Here is a 13,936-nt window from a genome sequence, read left to right as displayed (position 1 = left end):
TTTTTTTTTTTCCCGCAGGCCTCCCCAGATAAGAACGTCATCTTTCCGCCCGCGACCACTGGAGTCTACAGGACTAGCCCTTAGCGGCTTTGGATTTCGTTGTGAATTGGCAACTCATCCGACTAATCCTGCCTCAAATCCAGTTCGTGTACCTTGGCCCGTGCTTTTGCCTCTGGCTTCCTTCAGATTCCGCCTCGCGACGGACACCCTTGCCCTTGGCTAACGGTAGGCGCTCGCCAGCCCCCGTTCGGGACTCTCACCCTAGAGATGACGCCCATGCTGGGCGTACAAAAAAAGAAGCCCCGCGCAATGGCTGCGCGAGGCTTTTCTTATATTTCAACTTTCTTGCTTATAAGGTAGTTGATAACAACCAACATGAGCGCAATGATGACCGCTTCGAACAGCAAGGGTCCCCAGGTCATTATTGGAGCAGATGACGTCACAGTCGTACTCACCTCTCCATCGGGCAGGGATATCCCTACGTTAAACAGCATATCGTTAAATGCCCCGAACAGTTGGCGCTCCACCCAGGACAATACGCTCGAAAAGATGAAGAACGACAAAATGCCAACCCATGTCCCCGCTTTCCCCCGAAGGCTGATGCTTGCCCCAATCGTCATAGAGAGAAGGATAATCATCATAAGAAAAGTTATCCCCCAGCCTATGAGAAATACAAATAACAGTAAATCCTTCACATTCAGTGCTGTAAGCTCTAATTGTTGCCACCAGGAAACTCCAACGATGTTTTTATAGAGCACCCCGTGCAGTAACGCAATCAGCGCAAGAATCGGAGCAGTGATCCACCCGATGATTATACAGGACACTGCCGTCCACATCGGCCGAATAGGCAGCAATCTGCGGCTGTAAGCTTTGATGTTGTTCTCGTAAGTCTTACAAATTACAATGATCATAATAATTCCTGTCATCATATATAAGGAGAACGTTAATCCTATTATAATCGACTGTTCCCAATTTTTCGTATTGCCTACAACAGACAGCAGGATTTGCAAAAATACGAGAACGGCAAGAAGCCCTAGCGATACATTGGCATTTCGCTTCAAATCATATTTAAGCAGTTTTAGCATTACGCATACACCTCTTTGAACATGTCATCCACGCTTTTTCCATACTTCACCCGCAGCTCCTCAACCTCCTGCTGCATCACGATTTCACCCTCGCGGATAAAAATCACTTCATCAAAAATCCGTTCGATATCCCGCACGAGATGGGTAGAGATCAGCAGACTGCTGTCCTCGTTATAAAATTCCACGATCGCATCCAATATTTTATCGCGCGCCACCGGGTCTACTCCGCCAATCGGCTCATCCAGCAAATATAATTTGGCGTTTCTGGACAACGTCAAGGTGAGATGCAGCCGCTCGTTCATTCCTTTGGACAAGGAGGTAATCCGCTCCCCTTCGTTCAAATTCATAAAATCGAGCATTTTCCGCGCCTTTTCTTCATCAAAATCATAGTAGAAGTCCTGATAGAACCTTACTGCGTCGCGGACTTTCATCCACGGTTCCGTCAACGGCTGATCCGGCATAAACGACACTTCCGCTTTCGTCTTAAGACCCACAGGAGTGCCGCGCACCGCAGTTTTTCCCTGAGATGGCTGGATCAGGCCGGCTGCAATTTTCATAATCGTACTCTTTCCGCTTCCATTCGTCCCCAGGAGACCGACGATTTTACCAGCCCCTATAGTGAATGAAACCTCGCGCAATGCTTTCTTGGAACCATAGGATTTGGATACACTTTGAAATTCGAGTATATTTTCCACTATATTCGTTCCCCTTCTCATACTGATGATTCTATTCGGATGATCCTAGGCTGTTGATCCTGGACTGTTGATCCTATATTATCGATCCTGCTAATGATCCTGTACTATAGATCCTACACTAGTGATCCTATAAACATCGATCTTACATATCGATCCCACACTATTGATCCTTTACTATCGATCCCACCTGATCCTATGCTAATGATCCTGTCCGATCCTTTTAATCGTTCGATCGATTGGATTCTTTCACCCCATGTTGAACCGCTTCGGCAACGATAGCGGCGATATCCTCGCTCGAGAATCCGAGCTCCTGCATCCCGTGGATGAACCGTTCCAGCAAATCTCCCGCCATTTCCTTTTTGATCATCATAATTTTCGATTCCTCACTTGTCACGTATCTTCCTAACCCTCTTCTGGTCTCTACAATCGCTTCCCGCTCCAGCTCCTGGAACGTCCGCTGTATAGTGTTCGGATTGATTTGCAGCTCCGCAGCCAGTTCGCGAACCGACGGAATCTTATCGCCCGCCTTCAGCTTGCCCGTTACGATCTCTCTCTTGATATAGTTCATGATCTGCAAATAAATCGGCAAATTGTTATCAAATTCAATGCCCACAATAAGTCGTACTCCTTTCCGCCCTAGCCTTCAGGGGGTCATCCTTGATTCATCCTTGAGTCATTCTGAATTCGTCCTGAAGTCATTCTGGAGTCATCCCCCTTAGGAAGTCATCCCTTTGGGAAATCATCCCTTTAAGCAACGTCCCGTTTCTTAAACGTAACAAAGCTGGCCCCGAGAAACAAGAACATATAAATAGCCAATACGATGAGCGAAAAAGTCATGGTCATTCCCTGATATGGTGGACGGCCATTCGCATATACCGTCAAATCGGCATTCGTAAACAGCAAATATTTTACGAATGAATATTTGGACAGCAGGGTTACGATCAGCCCTCCCAGCATTAGCATCGTCATACCGATGCCGATCGTCGCTCCGCTAGACCGGGTAAGCGTCCCGATCATGAACGTAACCGTTGCATAGGTCACCATGTATACCCCATGGTACAGTGCAGCAGTAAACAAATTTCCCAGTTCAGCCCCACCAGAGAAACCGAACAACACGCTTCCCGTTACCAGCCCTAACAAGAGCGAGAACAGCGTTAGTGATAACGAAAACAACAGGACGACCGCATACTTGGAGGCGAGAATTTTATTGCGGCTAACCGAGCGAATCAACAACAGCTTGATCGTCCCGCCGCTATACTCCTTGGAAACGATGCCTGCCGTGCAGATAATGCTAAGTATGACCAGGAGCTGTCCAAGACCCTCATTAGACACGATTACCTCTGTAAATTGTGGTGCGGTCAAAGCATCCTGCAGGCCCCCCAAAAACTGGGTCAGATAAGCAAAGAGCAGAATAATCACCATAATGATCGCATAGGGCACAAAGAAGCTGCGCTTCTTGAACATTTTCAGCCATTCATTCCACACTAATTTACCAAAGCTAAGCAATGTAGTTCCCCCCCGTCCATTTGAGGAATTCGTCTTCTAGCGAATCCCGGCTCTCTTCCATACGATACAGACCGATCCGTTCCTCGCCCAGCGCCTGCACCATGCGCGGAATATAGCGGTCGCGCACGATTACCGTAATTTCTCTCAGCTCTGGCGCGATGCTGGCAATGGTAACCTCCTCCATCCGCTGCAGTCTTTCTTTTGCCCGGACAGCATCGTCGATCCGCAGCTTCAGCTTCACGTACTCCATTTCATTTTGCGGTGTCTCCAGGTTTCTTACCGTCACGAGTTCCCCTTGCTGGATGACGATGACCCGGCTGCACATCAGCTCCATCTCCGACAGCAAATGGCTGGATACGAGAACCGCAATCTCTTCATCGCGGGCAATCTGCTTCAAATAATCCCGCATTTCCCGGATCCCCGCCGGATCGAGGCCGTTCGTCGGTTCATCCAGGATGAGGATCGATGGCCGGTGCAGCAGCGCCTGCGCAATGCCGAGCCGCTGGCGCATGCCGAGCGAATACGCCTTTACCCTTTTATGCAGCGCCTGCTCAAGACCGACGAGCTTCGCTACCTCCATAATCCGTTCCTCCGTAACGCCCTCTGCCATGCGTTGATACTGCTTCAAATTATCATAGCCGCTCATATAGCCGTAGAACTCGGGGTTCTCAATGATGCCGCCGATATGGCTGATCGCCTCTGTAAAATGCCGGCGAATGCTCTTTCCTTTAACGAGAATATCGCCTTCACTCATCGAGATTAATCCCACGATCATCCGAATCGTCGTCGTCTTGCCGGCCCCATTAGGACCGAGGAGCCCGACGATCTCCCCTTTGTTTATATCGAAGGACAATCGGTTTACAAGATGCTTGCTCCCGATCTTCTTGCTGACCTGATTCACAGAAAGAACCGTAGGATATGTCTCCAATTCGAGTTCACTCATCATTCCACTTCCTTGTACTAGTGTTATAGTTAAATAGTACACTAGTGAAAAGTTACTGTAAAGCCCTTTTTTCCATTTTCATAAAAAAAATCGCTGGAGAGTTGCCTCTCCAGCGCATATGTTAGCCTATTTTGTTTTTACCCGCTTACAGCTTCGGATAAATCATGACCTTGATGCTCGTTTCCTTCTCAGTGCGTGCAACTTCGACCGCTTCTTGAATATCCTTGAGCGCATACTTATGTGTAATGACCTGCTCAATATTGATATCGGACTTGCTCAAAGCCTGAATGGCTGACGGATACGTGTTCGCGTAACGGAACAACCCGTATACATCGATCTCCCCGTCGATGATCGTGTTGATATCGACCGGGATTTCCGATGCTGCCGGCATGCCGACCAGTACGACGCGTCCGCCGCGGTTGACGGCGCCAAATGCATCCGCAATCGCCCGGCCGTTCCCGGACGATTCCACGACGATGGTCACGCCTTGTCCGCCGGTCAGCTCGTCTAGCCGCTCCTTTAAGTTCTCCTTCGATGGATCGATGACGGCGGCAGCGCCCATTTTGAGCGCAAGCTCCTGGCGGAATGGAACGACGTCCGTCGCATAAATTTCCGTGACGCCGTAAATTTTTGCAGCCTGGATCGCCAGGAGTCCGATCGGGCCGAGCCCGGTCACGAGCATCCGGTCCGCCGGACTCACCTTTCCGCGAATCATCGCGTGCATGCCTACGGACAGCGGCTCCAGCAAGGCCCCCTGCTCAAAGCTCATCTCGTCCGGCAGCTTGAACAGAAAGTCGCTGCGCACCGCTACGTATTCCGCCCATGCTCCATCCACCGGCGGAGTGGCCATGAAGACGACGTCCGGGCAAAGATTATAACGCCCCGATTTACAATATTCGCAGCGACCGCAAGCCACTCCCGGCTCTACGGCAACCCGGTCACCTACCGAGACGTTGTCGACCTTCGTCCCGACCTGGACCACTTCCCCGGCCAGCTCGTGGCCGAGAATGATTGGCTTCTCTACGACATAGCGGCCGATCCGCCCATGCTCATAATAATGGACATCAGAGCCACAGACTCCGATGCAGTATACTTTCACCAGGGCTTCATCCTCTTTGATGCTTGGAACGGGCACCTGCTTGATTTCGATATCCATCGGTTTATTTAGTACGGCTGCATCCATCACATTTGGTATATTGTTCGACATAGTCAGCTCTCCCTTAGCCTAAAAGTTGTGCCTATCCACTTCTGCATTAAACAATCCTTTTATGATCTATGCTTCGCTTATCCCCGCCAGCCAAGCAGTATGCAACTACTCATCCAGCTCACGGTACGTGAAATAATCGAAATCGGCATACAACTGACGGCCGCTCAAATCCTGGGCGCAGATGCCGATAAAAGCCCCGGTAAAGCCCTGGTCGAGTGCGATGCCATCCTTAACCAGCTCCGCATTCTCATCCGAGAGCTTGGTCGCATCCAATTCCCCGCCGATCGCGAGCCACTCCTTCCCGTCTCGGGAATAATAGTAACGCAGCGACTCCCGGCGGATAACTGCTTTCATGTAACAGCGCTCCCAGCCTTCGATCGAGACCGGAGTCTCCAGAGGCTCGTCATAGACGCCGCGGTCTCTCAACATGATGCCTAGGCATTTGCCCAATTCCTCATCCCAGCTGATCCACAAATAATAATAATTTTTCGTATTATAGTAATAGATCAGGCCGGCCATCTGCTGGTAGGTGTCAGGTGAAAATTCAACAACGGTCTCCGCTTCCACGAGAAAAGACTGCTGCCGGCGCGCGACCAGACTTTGGCGGTGATGCGAAGAAAGCGACTCCCGGCCTCTCAGCCGCAAATAACCGGGGCGCTCCTTCAGCGACGCCCATGCCTCAGCCAGCGGCTCGCGCAGCGTGCTGAAGTGGCGGCTGATCTCCCCGCTGTCGAAATGCTCCGTCTCCGGCTCCGGTGCAAAAGGATGCTCCGGCAGGCTCGGCCCCGCCACATACACCTGCGGCTCATGATCACCCGTCGTCAGGCGCAGCCAGCCGTCCTCCGACCATTCCACCTTCTGAATGGCCGTCTCCCGGCCAAGTGTGCAGCACATCGATGGCCGCAGCGGCCGCCCGCACAGATGCACAACGTACAGCTCGCCATGCTGCGTCTCCACTAGACAGCCGTGGCCCGCCCGCTGCAGCGCCGCTTCCGGACGATCGGCCGAGGTTAGCATCGGGCCATTGGGGTCAGCCTCGTAAGTGCCGAGCAGCGTGGCCGAACGAGCCATCGTGATGGCATGACCGTACCGGGTTCCGCCTTCTGCCGTCATCAGATGATAATAGCCGTTGGCTTTATAAATATGCGGACCTTCGGTTAACCCTAGCGGCGTCCCCCTAAAGATATTATGGATCGGCCCGACCAGCCGCTGCTCCTCTTCCGAGTACTGCTGGATGACGATGCCGCCGAAGTGGTTTTTCCCCTTACGGTGATCCCAGACCATGTTCAGCACCCATTTCGTGCCGTCCTCTTCATGGTACATCGATGGATCGAAGCCGCTGCTGTTCAGATAGACTGGCTCCGACCACGGGCCGCGGATATCCTTCGCAGTAACCAGGTAGTTATGCGTGTCCTTGAAGGGTCCCATATGGGCTTTGACATCGGTATATATTAAATAATAAGTTCCTTCATGATGGCTCAGACAAGGAGCCCACACCCCGCCAGAGTCGGGGTTCCCCAACATATTGAGCTGGCTTGTCCGGCTCAGCGGATGGCCGATCAGCTGCCAGTTTTTCAAATCCCGGGAATGATGAATCTGGACCCCAGGGAACCATTCAAACGTTGAAGTCGCGATATAGTAATCTTCGCCCACCCGAATGATCGATGGATCCGGGTTAAAGCCTCTCAAAATTGGATTGATAATTTCAGACATCGCATATTCCTCCATTTCCGTTCTAGTTTGACTGCATCGCTGCCTACTTCACTGCACAACGAATGGCTTGTGCTCATGCAGTTAATTGGCTGTATCTATAAGTTGCCTGTATTTCATCTTTTAGTTCAACTTATACAGTTCGCCGTCCTTACTTGATTTTCGCCAGTTTTTGCCTTCACGTCATTGTTGCTCTGACCGACGATGACACCCATGAAATCAAGGTACTTGTCGGTCCGTCTCGCACCAAGCGTCTGGTCGAAGCAGCCGAAGATGTTTCCAGTTTGTCGATAATTGAGACCAAAGAATCCGTTTACACAATCATTTCTGTCAACTGTCAGTTCTCTATGCATCCCTCAGTCAGTTCTCTATGCATCCCTCCGGCCTGCACGAAGCTGTCCTTCGTGAAATCGGCTTCATGACTTCTCGCCTTCTCCAACGGCTCCAAGTTGATCCACCATACTTTAAAGTTCATCATATGTCTCAGGCGGAGTCAAGCCGATATAAGCGAAGATTTCTTTATTGTACCAGAGCGATACGCCGCTGGATAAGACGGAAATCGCATAAGTTTTGTTCTCATAGGTGAGGGTATCCAGTCCGACCAGGAGCATGTTATCCTGGAATTCCGCATCCTGGGCCAGCTCGTCCGTAATATCGCCCGGCATATTCGTGGACACCAGGGACGCTATCTGTGACAAAACTGCTAAATAACCATGCTTGGCGGACACAGAAGACGCTATTTGCTGAGAATCACCGTCCATAGCTCTCTTTTTTATCTGAATAAGGTATCCTTGGTCCGTTAGCGTGAGTTTATGCTCCATTTTGCCAAAATAGCGGATCCTCGGTCCGCAAGCAGCTTGCTGACTACCAAAAAAGCAGCCCAACCAGCTCACTGAACAATGACCCATTCCACAAATCGGATCTGAGCACAGTCCTGCCGGCCGCTGTAGGCTGCTTTTAATTTGCATTTTTTCATATTCACTGCTACACATTAATCAACAATTGCCGGTTTATCCGGGTATTCCAGAAATTGGAACATCAATTTGATCTGCTCCTCCGTGTTTCTTTGAAGGGACAGCTTCGGAAGCTGAGTCTCCTCAAAGAAGGCAACGCCGCTCGTCTCGAGACCCTCCGCAGCTTCACCGCCGACAATTTCACATTGAATAAAAAATTTATAAACGTGATACGGCTCTGGAGGATGATGATGAAATTTTTTATCCAGAACAGCGAGCAGACGAACCGGCTTCACTTCGTAGCCGGACTCCTCCTTGATTTCCTTCACCGCCACTTCGGTAGGAGACAGCCCGATATCTCCCCAGCCTCCAGGCAATGCCCAATCACCGTCAAGCTTCTCCTGTACGAGCAGTATTTTGTTATCCTCAAACACAACGCCGCGAATATCCACCTTAGGCGTTGCATACCCGCGCTCATTGGCGAATGACAGCTCAACAATCTCCCGGTCCACCGTTGTATATCTGTTCATGATGTCAATGCTGATTTCCCGGAGTGCCTCATAACGCTCCGCATCGTAGACATCTTTCGTATAGGCAAGCCCGGTTTGAGCGAGCGCCTGAATTTGCTTCGCCCATTCCAGCCATTTTGGATCTATGACCATCTGCACCGACCTCCGTTCCTACAACCAGATTATTCCGACAATGATTAAAACTCTCCAACTTAAACCCAAGTCCAAGCTCCAACTCGAACCTAAGCACTAATTCAGATTTAAGCCCAACTTCAGGCTCAAATCAACAAATTAAACAAATTCAAATCCCGGTTCAGCTCCGTATAGGTAATCCCTTTTGCTTTCATGCGGCCGATCAAGGCTTCATAATCCGCCGGATCGCTCAGCTCTATGCCCACCAATGCCGGCCCGTTCTCCTTATTATGCTTCTTCGTATACTCGAACCGGGTAATGTCATCGTTTGGCCCCAGCACGTCCTGCAGGAACTCGCGCAGCGCTCCAGCACGCTGAGGGAAGTTCACCATGAAATAATGCTTCAATCCTTCATAAATGAGCGAGCGCTCCTTCATTTCCTGCATGCGGTCGATATCATTATTGCCCCCGCTGATGACGCAGACGACCGTTTTGCCGCGGATCTCGTCCTTATATATATCAAGAGCGGACACCGCAAGCGCTCCGGCAGGCTCTACCACGATGGCACTATCATTATATAAATCAAGAATCGTCGTGCAGGCTTTGCCTTCCGGTACCTTAACGATATCGTCCAGCAGCTCTGCACAAATGTGATAGTTCAAATCACCGACCCGTTTCACAGCCGCACCGTCTACGAACTTATCAATCGTCTCCAGCGTCACCACTTGCTTCTGCTGGAACGATTCGCTCATGGATGCAGCCCCTAGCGGCTCAACCCCGATTAATTTCGTATCCGGACTCATCGCCTTGATATAAGCCCCGACGCCCGATGCCAATCCGCCGCCGCCAATCGTTACAAACACATAGTCCGCCGGAGTATCCAGGTTCTCCATGATCTCCATGCCGATCGTTCCGTTGCCTGCCACAATCTTCGCATCGTCGAACGGATGAATGAACGTCATGCCGCGGTCCCGGCACGCCTTCATCGCTTCCTCATAAGCGTCGTCATACGTATCACCGGTTAAAATCACCTCCACATGCGATCCGCCAAACCGTTTAACCTGCTTCACCTTCTGATTTGGCGTCGTACTCGGCATATAGATGGCGCCTGGAATTCCCAGCGCATTGCAGGAGAAGGCTACGCCTTGCGCATGGTTGCCTGCACTCGAACAGACGATACCCTTCTCTAGTTCCTCCGGACTCAGACTGCGGATTTTATTGTAGGCTCCACGGATTTTGAAAGAACGGACAACCTGAAGATCCTCCCGTTTCAAAAACACCCGGCATCCGTATTTCGCCGACAATGTCGCATCCAGTTGCAGCGGCGTGCGCACGACGACTTCCTTGAGCACATGATGGGCCCGAACGATCTCTTCCATGCCTACCGTACGTTGTTCTGTCTCTTGTTCCGTTTGATTCATCTTTTCTCCCCGCTTCTTATAAACAAAATTAGATTCATCTATATGAAAATATAATGCAGTCCTGATTGGTCTCTAATCATTTTATAGTGCAAATGCCTGCCTGAACCAGGCGGCGGCAGCGTCAATCTCCGTTCCGGTCAAGCTGTGTCCCGCATTTTCCCAGTGTACCGTCAGCTTGGCCCCCGCTCCTTCCAGCAGGCTGCTCAGCTCCTCCGTCTCAGCTGGGAGGCACATCCGGTCATTACGCCCCGCCCCGATGAACACAGGAACATCCTTCAAATCCGGCAGCACTACGCTGCGCAGCGGAACCATCGGATGATGCAACACGGCCCCGCTAAGGGCATCGTTATAATGAAACAATAGGCTCGCTGCGATATTAGCCCCATTCGAGTATCCTACAGCAACATATTTGCGCCGATCAAGCCCATATTTCACGGCCGACTCATCGAGAAAATCATACAGCTCCCGAGTCCGCAGCGCCAAATCCTCCTCATCAAACACGCCTTCGGCCAACCGGCGAAAAAAACGGGGCATCCCGTTTTCAAGCACATTCCCGCGAATACCGAGAACCGAAGAGTCCGGCGACAGAGCCGCAGCAAGCGGCAGCAAATCGCTCTCCGTTCCTCCCGTACCATGCAGGAGCACTAGCACCGGCGCAGACTTATCCTTGCCTTCCTGAAAAACATGCCTCATTCTTCTGCCTCCTCCTCGAATTCTAATGATCGTACCTCGAAGTTGCTCAAATGAGAAAGTATTGCATTGCGATGCGGCTCATAACGGTCTGGAAGCATCAGGTTCTCACCGAGATGCATCAGCGTTTCATCAATCGTGAATCCCGGCGGATCCGTAGCGATCTCGAACAGGATGCCGCCCGGCTCGCGGAAATACAGCGCTTTGAAATACCCGCGATCCATGATCGGCGTTGGATGTAGACCACACTGTTCGATCATCCGCCGCCACTCTTCCTGCTCCTCGTCATCCTTCGCCCGCCAGGCGATGTGGTGAACCGTCCCAGCTCCTCCTCCGCTTCTGGGGATATTCTCTGCATTCAAGTCGATCCAATTACCCAGCTCGCCTGTCGCCTGATACCGAATCAGCCCTTCTTCTTCGCCTACCTGCTTCATATCGAGAATCAGCTCCAGCACTCTTGCCGTACTTGCACTATCGCTGCTGAACAGCAATGCGCCGCCGAACCCCTTAATCGCATATTGCAGCGGCACTCCGCCAAATGACCATGTACTAGCAGGCCCCTCGGCCCGCTCCACCAGGTCGATCAACAAACCGGAATTATCCGTGAATCGTATATATTCCTCGTCAAAGCGCGTGATGTCCATATAGGGTATATCGAACTTTTTCATGCGTTTGCGCCAGAACAACAGACTCCCAGGCGGTACGGCATACACCGTTACCCCGACCTGTCCTCCCCCGATCATCCCGCTTTCTACGCCATCCTGTGGAAAAAAAGTTACAATCGTTCCCGGCTCACCCGATTCATTCCCAAAATATAAATGATACACCTCTGGTGCATCGAAATTTACCGTCTTCTTCACCAATCTCAAACCGAGGACGCCTGCGTAGAAATCCACGTTCCCCTGAACATCTCCCACAAACGCCGTAATATGATGTATTCCTGCCGTGGTTGGCATGGCTCGTCCTCCCGAAAAAAACTTCTTCTCGTTATTATACGTAACCTGAGCCAACAATTCATCTTCTATCGCAAAATATGGGCCAAAAAAAAATTCAAACAGCGCCAGATTTTATCTGACGCTGTGGCTGATACTGTCTGCTCATGGCTGCTAATGCTGTATGCTCATGGCTGCTAATGCTGTATGCTCATGGCTGCTTATGCTGTCTGCTCGAGGTTGCCTTTACTTCTCTTTACTTCTGCACGGTCACTCTACTTGGCCGCTACGGCGTTTCCCCGCATGCCCCGTGTTCTCGAAGTCTTCTGAAATATCACGCTCGGCAGGATCGTCGGCCAGCTCTGTAAGCTTCCACTCCGTCGACCCCATAATGAGGTCCGCTGGAAACTCCTGTCCGCGGTACAAATACTCCGAACGCCCCCATTCATCCGTATAAAGACCTTCCACTTCCACCCTCTCACGCGAGATGGGGAGCATATCCTTCTTTTCCTTGCTCATAATCGATTCGACGCCTCCATTCCACAATAATAGCGAATGCTCTAAATCGTTAGCATACATTCGCAAATGCTCTTATTGTTAACATGCGTCAGAAAGGATCAGGCTATCCGGATTTTTTATGGATGACGTCGCTATCCTATCGTAGCGCTTTAGCTGCAATATCGGAGCGCTGATGCTTGCCCTCGAAAGTGATGCGCACAGCAGCCGCATAGGCCTTATCGCGGGCTTCCGCAATATTTTGTCCAAGCCCGACGACGCCTAGTACACGCCCGCCGTTCGTAATCCACTCTCCCGCTTCATTCTTGGCTGTTCCAGCGTGGAACACAAGCGCGTCCCCGGCTGCGTCCAACCCGGAAATCGGCAGTCCCTTCGGATATGTTGCAGGATAACCGCCGGAAGCAAGCACAACGCATACCGCGGCTTCATTGCTCCATTCAATTTCAACCTTATCCAGTGTGCCGTTAACGGCAGCTAAGAAAATTTCCAGGAGATCGCTCTTCAGCCGCGGCAGCACGACCTGAGTCTCGGGATCCCCAAACCGGGCGTTGAACTCGATCGTCTTCGGTTTGCCGTCCGGTGAGATCATCAATCCAGCGAACAGCACACCGCGGAAAGGACGGCCTTCCGCAACCATCGCCTTGGCTGTCGGCTTAATAATTGTCTCGACCGCTTCATCGATAATGGAATCCGCGATATGCGGCAGCGGTGAGTAAGTACCCATGCCGCCCGTGTTCGGTCCCTTGTCGTTATCATAGACCTGCTTATGATCCTGCGCTGCCGACATCGGACGTACAACTTCTCCATCCACAAAAGCAAGGATCGACATTTCCTGCCCTTCGAGGAACTCCTCGATAACCACCTGGCTGCCCGCATTGCCGAATACTTTGCCAACCATAATATCCTTCAAAGCCGCGCCCGCTTCCTCACGCGTGAAGGCTACCGTTACCCCTTTGCCTGCAGCAAGCCCGTCCGCCTTTATGACGATCGGCAGCTTCTGCTGGTCGAGGTACGCCTTGGCCTCCTCATAATCGTCGAACTTCTCGTAAGCGGCTGTCGGAATGTTGTATTTTTTCAACAAATCCTTCATGAACGTCTTGCTGCCTTCGATATGCGCCGCATTTTTGCGCGGCCCGAATACCGGAATGCTCTTCGCTTCGAACGCATCCACGATGCCATCCGCCAGCGGATCATCCGGTCCGACTACAACCAGGCCTACCTCTTTCTCCTGAGCGAACGCCGTCAGCTTATCAAATTCGTTCACCGCAATCGGAACGATCTCCGCTACTTGAGCGATCCCTGCGTTGCCCGGCGCGCAATAAATTTTGCCTGCCTTCGGGCTCTTGGCCAGCGCCCAGCAAATTGCATGCTCCCGGCCGCCGCCGCCAATCACTAAAATGTCCATACCGCTGCTCCTCCTCATATCCAGACAGCAAACGGCAGGCCGCCGCCGCGGTCCACCGTCCCTGTCCATTCTGCATTGTTAATTCAATTGCTCGATCAAAGGTTTATCTGCTTAACTACCACTACAATAAAAGTTTTAAAAATCAGGTTTTCAGCACCGAGAAGCTTGGATGAAACTAGGGGCTGAGAAACGGAGCGTAGGAGAAGCCTACGTGAGTACCGGAAGCCCCGGT

At 51.4% G+C, this 13,936-nt stretch carries 14 protein-coding genes; all 14 read right to left on the bottom strand.

What is annotated here, in order from left to right:
- Nucleotides 1-329 precede the first annotated feature (329 nt).
- On the bottom strand, nucleotides 330-1,085 hold the full coding sequence (locus tag G358_RS0127515) for a hypothetical protein (RefSeq protein WP_019640491.1): 756 nt from the start codon (nucleotides 1,083-1,085) through the stop codon (nucleotides 330-332).
- Nucleotides 1,085-1,780, bottom strand: a complete 696-nt coding sequence (locus tag G358_RS0127510; RefSeq protein WP_019640490.1) for an ABC transporter ATP-binding protein — start codon at nucleotides 1,778-1,780, stop codon at nucleotides 1,085-1,087. The genes G358_RS0127515 and G358_RS0127510 overlap by 1 nt, the downstream gene beginning before the upstream one ends.
- A gap of 220 nt (nucleotides 1,781-2,000) precedes the next feature.
- Nucleotides 2,001-2,393 (bottom strand): GntR family transcriptional regulator, encoded by a 393-nt coding sequence (locus tag G358_RS0127505; protein WP_019640489.1) that lies wholly within the window; start codon nucleotides 2,391-2,393, stop codon nucleotides 2,001-2,003.
- A gap of 134 nt (nucleotides 2,394-2,527) precedes the next feature.
- Nucleotides 2,528-3,286, bottom strand: a complete 759-nt coding sequence (locus tag G358_RS0127500; RefSeq protein ID WP_019640488.1) for an ABC transporter permease — start codon at nucleotides 3,284-3,286, stop codon at nucleotides 2,528-2,530.
- Nucleotides 3,279-4,229 (bottom strand): ABC transporter ATP-binding protein, encoded by a 951-nt coding sequence (locus tag G358_RS0127495; RefSeq protein ID WP_019640487.1) that lies wholly within the window; start codon nucleotides 4,227-4,229, stop codon nucleotides 3,279-3,281. Before G358_RS0127495 ends, G358_RS0127500 begins: the two co-directional genes overlap by 8 nt.
- A gap of 145 nt (nucleotides 4,230-4,374) precedes the next feature.
- Nucleotides 4,375-5,436: an NAD(P)-dependent alcohol dehydrogenase gene (locus G358_RS0127490; protein ID WP_019640486.1), complete on the bottom strand. Its 1,062-nt coding sequence runs from the start codon at nucleotides 5,434-5,436 to the stop codon at nucleotides 4,375-4,377.
- 105 nt (nucleotides 5,437-5,541) lie between these two features.
- Nucleotides 5,542-7,149 carry a glycoside hydrolase family 43 protein gene (locus tag G358_RS0127485; RefSeq protein ID WP_019640485.1) on the bottom strand — a complete coding sequence of 536 codons (1,608 nt, stop codon included), beginning with the start codon at nucleotides 7,147-7,149 and terminating at the stop codon, nucleotides 5,542-5,544.
- A 461-nt stretch (nucleotides 7,150-7,610) separates the two neighbouring features.
- The gene (locus G358_RS0127470) at nucleotides 7,611-7,907 is read right to left on the bottom strand and encodes a type 2 periplasmic-binding domain-containing protein (protein ID WP_157274501.1); all 297 of its coding nucleotides are present in this window, start codon (nucleotides 7,905-7,907) and stop codon (nucleotides 7,611-7,613) included.
- A gap of 230 nt (nucleotides 7,908-8,137) precedes the next feature.
- Nucleotides 8,138-8,755 carry an NUDIX hydrolase gene (locus tag G358_RS0127465; protein ID WP_033404657.1) on the bottom strand — a complete coding sequence of 206 codons (618 nt, stop codon included), beginning with the start codon at nucleotides 8,753-8,755 and terminating at the stop codon, nucleotides 8,138-8,140.
- Between the two features lie 131 nt (nucleotides 8,756-8,886).
- Entirely contained in the window at nucleotides 8,887-10,161 is a 1,275-nt protein-coding gene (gene ilvA / locus G358_RS0127460; protein WP_019640480.1) for a threonine ammonia-lyase IlvA, read from the bottom strand.
- Between the two features lie 81 nt (nucleotides 10,162-10,242).
- Nucleotides 10,243-10,854 carry an alpha/beta hydrolase gene (locus G358_RS0127455; RefSeq protein WP_019640479.1) on the bottom strand — a complete coding sequence of 204 codons (612 nt, stop codon included), beginning with the start codon at nucleotides 10,852-10,854 and terminating at the stop codon, nucleotides 10,243-10,245.
- Entirely contained in the window at nucleotides 10,851-11,807 is a 957-nt protein-coding gene (locus tag G358_RS0127450; protein WP_019640478.1) for a ring-cleaving dioxygenase, read from the bottom strand. Before G358_RS0127450 ends, G358_RS0127455 begins: the two co-directional genes overlap by 4 nt.
- Nucleotides 11,808-12,053: 246 nt before the next feature.
- Nucleotides 12,054-12,362, bottom strand: coding sequence for a hypothetical protein (locus G358_RS30985; protein WP_019640477.1), 309 nt, complete (start codon nucleotides 12,360-12,362; stop codon nucleotides 12,054-12,056).
- Nucleotides 12,363-12,438: 76 nt separating this feature from the next.
- Complete coding sequence (gene purD / locus G358_RS0127440; RefSeq protein ID WP_019640476.1) at nucleotides 12,439-13,704, bottom strand: phosphoribosylamine--glycine ligase; 1,266 nt, start codon at nucleotides 13,702-13,704, stop codon at nucleotides 12,439-12,441.
- Nucleotides 13,705-13,936: the final 232 nt, after the last annotated feature.

This window comes from Paenibacillus fonticola DSM 21315, assembly GCF_000381905.1.
In the GTDB taxonomy this organism is placed as follows: domain Bacteria; phylum Bacillota; class Bacilli; order Paenibacillales; family Paenibacillaceae; genus Fontibacillus; species Fontibacillus fonticola.
Note: the sequence above shows the minus strand (reverse complement) of the source record. Positions and strands in the feature narration are given on the sequence as shown.

Coding starts and splice junctions, on each gene's coding strand:
- G358_RS0127515 (WP_019640491.1), bottom strand. CDS start 1,085: ATGCTAAAACTGCTTAAATATGATTTGAAGCGAAATGCCAATGTATCG.
- G358_RS0127495 (WP_019640487.1), bottom strand. CDS start 4,229: ATGAGTGAACTCGAATTGGAGACATATCCTACGGTTCTTTCTGTGAAT.
- G358_RS0127490 (WP_019640486.1), bottom strand. CDS start 5,436: ATGTCGAACAATATACCAAATGTGATGGATGCAGCCGTACTAAATAAA.
- G358_RS0127485 (WP_019640485.1), bottom strand. CDS start 7,149: ATGTCTGAAATTATCAATCCAATTTTGAGAGGCTTTAACCCGGATCCA.
- G358_RS0127470 (WP_157274501.1), bottom strand. CDS start 7,907: ATGGACGGTGATTCTCAGCAAATAGCGTCTTCTGTGTCCGCCAAGCAT.
- ilvA (WP_019640480.1), bottom strand. CDS start 10,161: ATGAATCAAACGGAACAAGAGACAGAACAACGTACGGTAGGCATGGAA.
- G358_RS0127455 (WP_019640479.1), bottom strand. CDS start 10,854: ATGAGGCATGTTTTTCAGGAAGGCAAGGATAAGTCTGCGCCGGTGCTA.
- G358_RS0127450 (WP_019640478.1), bottom strand. CDS start 11,807: ATGCCAACCACGGCAGGAATACATCATATTACGGCGTTTGTGGGAGAT.
- G358_RS30985 (WP_019640477.1), bottom strand. CDS start 12,362: ATGTATGCTAACGATTTAGAGCATTCGCTATTATTGTGGAATGGAGGC.
- purD (WP_019640476.1), bottom strand. CDS start 13,704: ATGGACATTTTAGTGATTGGCGGCGGCGGCCGGGAGCATGCAATTTGC.